This window comes from Streptomyces kebangsaanensis (genome assembly GCF_001906585.1).
Lineage (GTDB): Bacteria > Actinomycetota > Actinomycetes > Streptomycetales > Streptomycetaceae > Streptomyces > Streptomyces kebangsaanensis.
This window is the reverse complement of sequence record NZ_JUJA01000054.1, coordinates 5,091-9,378: the sequence shown is the minus strand read 5'-3', so window position 1 is coordinate 9,378 and position 4,288 is coordinate 5,091. Positions and strand designations below refer to the sequence as shown.

General features: G+C 74.2%; 5 protein-coding genes and 1 pseudogene. 1 reads left to right on the top strand and 5 read right to left on the bottom strand.

Going from position 1 to position 4,288, the window contains the following annotated elements:
* On the top strand, positions 1–715 hold a 715-nt coding region (locus RH94_RS42735), incomplete at its 5' end, for a baeRF2 domain-containing protein (RefSeq protein ID WP_456154165.1).
* 58 nt (positions 716–773) lie between these two features.
* On the opposite strand, the gene RH94_RS40290 is transcribed toward RH94_RS42735, so the two are convergent.
* The 5 genes and pseudogenes from RH94_RS40290 to RH94_RS42730 form a co-directional block, all read right to left on the bottom strand.
* Entirely contained in the window at positions 774–974 is a 201-nt protein-coding gene (locus tag RH94_RS40290) for a hypothetical protein (protein ID WP_143203974.1), read from the bottom strand.
* 295 nt (positions 975–1,269) lie between these two features.
* Entirely contained in the window at positions 1,270–2,013 is a 744-nt protein-coding gene (locus RH94_RS07940; RefSeq protein ID WP_073946927.1) for a sulfite exporter TauE/SafE family protein, read from the bottom strand.
* Positions 2,010–2,375 carry a rhodanese-like domain-containing protein gene (locus RH94_RS07935; RefSeq protein WP_073946926.1) on the bottom strand — a complete coding sequence of 122 codons (366 nt, stop codon included), beginning with the start codon at positions 2,373–2,375 and terminating at the stop codon, positions 2,010–2,012. The genes RH94_RS07940 and RH94_RS07935 overlap by 4 nt, the downstream gene beginning before the upstream one ends.
* 64 nt (positions 2,376–2,439) lie before the next feature.
* Complete coding sequence (locus tag RH94_RS07930) at positions 2,440–3,798, bottom strand: MBL fold metallo-hydrolase (RefSeq protein WP_073946925.1); 1,359 nt, start codon at positions 3,796–3,798, stop codon at positions 2,440–2,442.
* 178 nt (positions 3,799–3,976) lie between these two features.
* A pseudogene (locus RH94_RS42730) lies at positions 3,977–4,288 on the bottom strand (hypothetical protein); the annotation flags it as partial.

Here is a 4,288-nt window from a genome sequence, read left to right as displayed (position 1 = left end):
CCGCCACTCCACGGACGCCACCGGCACCGTACGGATCGAGGCCGAGGCCGGCACATGGCCCCGGACCAAGGTCACACCCGGACACCGTCTCCGTGAGGAGATCCCGGTGACCGACTGGCTGAACGCCGCCGGAGAGGTCGGCCGGGAGCTGGAAGGGTACGCACGGCGCATCGACGTGGAGGCGGTGGTCGTCGCGGGAGACGTCTGGGCCCGCGGCATCCTCGTCCGCCGGCTTCCCGCCTCCCTGCGCGGGCAGGTCACCACCGTGGAGGGCGCCGGCGAGTCCGAGCCGGGGCGGGCCCTGCTGGAGCAGCGGCTCGAAAGCCTCTTCAGCGGACGGATGGCCGCGCACGACCGGGCCCTGCTCGACGCCTTTTTCGCGGAGCGGGCCCGCGACGGGGCGTCGGCGGAAGGTCTCTCCGCCACGGTGTCGGCCCTGCAGCGCGGCGCGGTCAAGGCCCTGTTCCTCAACAACCACCCCGAGTCGCCGCTCCGCCTGTGGATCGGCTCGGAACCAGGCCAACTCGCCCTCACCGAAGAGGAACTGCGCTCCTACGGCACAGGAGACGTCCACGAGGAACGGGCCGACGCGGCCCTGACCCGCGCCCTGGTCGGGACGAGGGCCGAACTGGTCGTGGTGCCCGAACAGCAGGCGCGACTGCGTGAGGGCGTGGGCGCCCTGCTGCGCTACGCCGACCCCTCGTCCCGCGCGTGAGCGCACAACGCCGGCAAGGGCTCGCCGAGCCGTCGGGCCGCGGTGTACCGGGTCCGGGTCAGCGCGCCGCGGGCCGGCCGAGTGCCTCGCCCTGCTCGCGATCGAGGCGCGGCGGTGCACCGACGTGCACGTACAGCCTCGGGCGGCGCAGCGGAGCGGTGAGCACTCCGACCACCTGCTCGGCGGGGCGGCCCGACGCCGGCGCACGGGCTCCGGCCTGGCCGAGGGGCACGACGACGCTTGCCGGGCGACTGAGCACGGCAGCACCTCCGGTTCGGCGGAAGTCCGGCTCGAGCGGGGCGTCCCGCGAACCGCGGTTCCGGGATCGGCCGCTGCGCAGGCGGGCCGGTGTCGCGTCCAGGTCGGCCCCGCGGGGCCGGTGGGGAGGAAGCGCGGCGAGCATCCCGCAGGCATGGTCGGAGCGGGTTCCGGAGGCGCGGACGTCGATGCCGGTCGGCTCGTGGAGACGGGGGACGGGCCTGGCGGGGGGCGAGGGGGAGTGGGGTGGTCAGGTGGATGTCATTCGTCTCCGGGCCGGGGTCGTGCGGACACGGTCAGACGACCACGTCGACGAGCATGAGGACGGCGACCGCGAGCAGCACGTAGGCGAAGAGGCGCTGAAGCGTTCCGCCCTTGATCTTCTTCGACAGGCGTTTGCCGTCCCAGGCACCCAGGACCGCCGCCGCGGTGAACGGCGCGACGACCGCCCAGTCCAGCTGCACGCCGGTGCCGGCCCGGGCGCCGAGCGCGGCCAGCGAGTTGACCGTGATGACCAGCAGGCTGGTGCCGACGGCCCGGCGCATGGGCAGGTTCAGCACACTCACCAGGGCCGGTACGGCGAGGAAGCCGCCGCCCACGCCCAGGAACCCGGTCACCGCGCCGAGCCCGGCGCCGGCGGCACCGGCCTTGCCGGAGTGCACCTGGCCGGACGTCCCGGTGCGCGCCGGACGCAGCATCCGCAGGGCCGCGAGCGCCGCTACGACGGCGAAGGCGGCCGTCAGCACGGTCTGGGGCAGGCGTCCGGCGGCAGCCCCGGCGGCCATCGCGGGCACGATGCCCGCTGCCGCGAAGAGCAGCCCGGTGCGCCAGGTGACATTGCCGTCCCGGGCGTGTGCCACGAGCGCCGTGACCGAGGTCAGGGCCACGATGACCAGGCCGGCCGTGGTCGCTTCCGCCGGGGTGAGGCCGAGCAGGTAGATCAGGGCGGGCACCGCCAGCACGCTGCCGCCACCGCCCAGCCCGCCGAGGGCCAGGCCGATGACGGCACCGGCGACGAGTGCGAGGAGCAGAGCGGTCATGCTATCGAGCCGTGGTTCCCGTGTCCGTCGACGACCGGGTGACCGGCGGCGGCCCACGCTTTCATGCCGCCCTTGACGTCCACCACTTCCGCGCGGCGTGCGGCCAGCAGTTCGGCGGCCCGCTGCGAGCGGTTCCCGCTGCGGCAGATCACCACCAGCGGCCGTCCCCGGACCGCGCTCGGCAGCGCCGATCCCGCCGTCAGGCGGGACAGCGGCGCGTGCACGGCGCCGGGCGCGTGTCCGGCGTTCCACTCGTCCTGCTCGCGCACGTCCAGCAGGACGGCCGGGGCGTCGGCGCCCTGAGTGCGCCGGTGGGCCTGGTCGACGGTGACGCGGTCCTTGCCGCGCCGGAGGAGGAACATCGCACAACCTTTCGGGAGGTCGGAAGAGGCGGGAAGAAGCCGGAAGGGACGGGGCAGAGGACGTTCAGCCGGTGACCACGGCCAGTCCGGCGTCGGCGGCGGAGTCGAACCCGTCGTCGACGGCCACGACGTGCCGTCCGGCGGCGTCCAGCAGGGACGCGGCGATGGCGGCCCGCATGCCGCCGGCGCAGTGCACCCACACCGTGCCCGCCGGTACCTCGCCGAGCCGCTTGTGCAGCTGGTGGATCGGGATGTGCACGGAGCCCTCGATGTGTCCGGAGGCCCGCTCGGAGTCGCGGCGCACGTCCAGGACGACGATGCCGTCCGTGCCGTGCTCGGCCAGGCCGGCGAACGTGGACCGGGGGAAGGAGGCGAGGGAGCCGTCCTCGGGCACCCACTCCCGCGGCGTGCCGGTCGCCGCGGCCGTGGGCCGGTCGATGCCGACCCGGACCAGCTCCCGCTGGGCGGCGGCCAGTTGCTCGGGGGACTCGGCGAGCAGGGTGACCGGCTTGCCCCACGGGATCATCCAGGCCAGATAGGTGGCGATCTTGCCGTCGGCCTCGAAGTTGAACGAGCCGGCGACGTGGCCCTCGGCGAACGCGACCCGGTTGCGCAGGTCCACGACCCACTCACCGGCCGCGAGCCGGGCGGCGATCTCGCCGGCGTCCGCGACGGCGGGCGGAGTCAGGTCCACCGGGGCGGGACCGGCGGCGTTGGCGGGGCCCATGTGCGCGTAGTACGCGGGGACGTCGTCGAGTTCGGCGAGCAGACGGGCGACGAAGGAGTCCACGTCCGTGGTGAGCGCCGTGTTGACGGTCTTCTCCTTGCCGATGGTGGTGGCGTCCCCCTCGGCCTGCGCGGAGGAGCAGAAACTGCCGAAGCCGTGCGTGGGCAGCACGGACGTCTCGTCCGGCAGCTCGGCCGCCAGGCGGTGGGCGGAGGCGTGCTGGGCGCGGGCCAGTTGCTCGGTCAGGCGGGGCTCCACCAGGTCCGGGCGGCCCACCGTGCCGATCAGCAGCGAGCCGCCGGTGAACGCGGCCACCGGCCGCCCCTGCTCCCGCAGCACGTACGAGGTGTGGTGCGGAGTGTGACCCGGGGTGGCGACGGCCCGCAGTTCGAGTCCGTCGTCGACGGTGACGGTGTCGCCGTCGGCCACCGGCACCCGTGCGAACGACACCCGCGCGCCGGCCGGCACCAGGTAGGCGGCACCCGTCACCCGGGCCAGTTCGAGGCCGCCGGTGACGTAGTCGTTGTGGATGTGGGTCTCCACCACATGTGTGATCCGCACCCCGCGCCGGGCCGCTGTCGCCAGGACCTGGTCGAAGTCGCGCGGCGGGTCCACCGCCACGGCCGTCTGCTTGCCGCCGGCCAGGTAGCTGCGGTTGCCGAGGCCCTCGAGCTCAATGGTGTCGATGAAGAACACGGGGATGTTCCCTTCCACGAAATTACCCCTGGGGGTATGCGTGTCACCGTAACACGAGTACCCCCGGGGGTATTCCGGTGTGTCTGTCGGCCTCCCCTCGCGTGCCTGTGGCAGTTCGCTCCGGCCGCCCATGGGTGGCCGGAGCGGATGGAGACGCGCGGAACGCGGCGCAGTCGGGTCAGGCGCCGGAGGCCGGGGTGACGAGTGGGGCCGGAGCGGCATCGAGGCGGCGCGTCGCCTCGTCGGCGACGGGACGCAGGGCGTCGAGCCCGGTCGGCGTGACCATCGTGCCCGGGTCAGGAACCTGGCCCGCGGTGCGGCCGTAGCGCACAGCCTTGCCTTTCGCTCGATTCCCGATGCCGGTCACGCACTGCCGCGGACCGGTGGCGACGAGGGCGGAACCGGCACGGTCCAGGGCACGGGGAGCGGCGGTGGGTTCGAGGTCACATCCGCACGGCGCGGACAAGCGCGTCGAGGGCGGTATGGCGGC

Bases quoted from the DNA above. Each gene is read 5' to 3' on its own strand.
- RH94_RS07935 (WP_073946926.1), bottom strand. From the start codon at position 2,375: ATGTTCCTCCTCCGGCGCGGCAAGGACCGCGTCACCGTCGACCAGGCC.
- RH94_RS07940 (WP_073946927.1), bottom strand. From the start codon at position 2,013: ATGACCGCTCTGCTCCTCGCACTCGTCGCCGGTGCCGTCATCGGCCTG.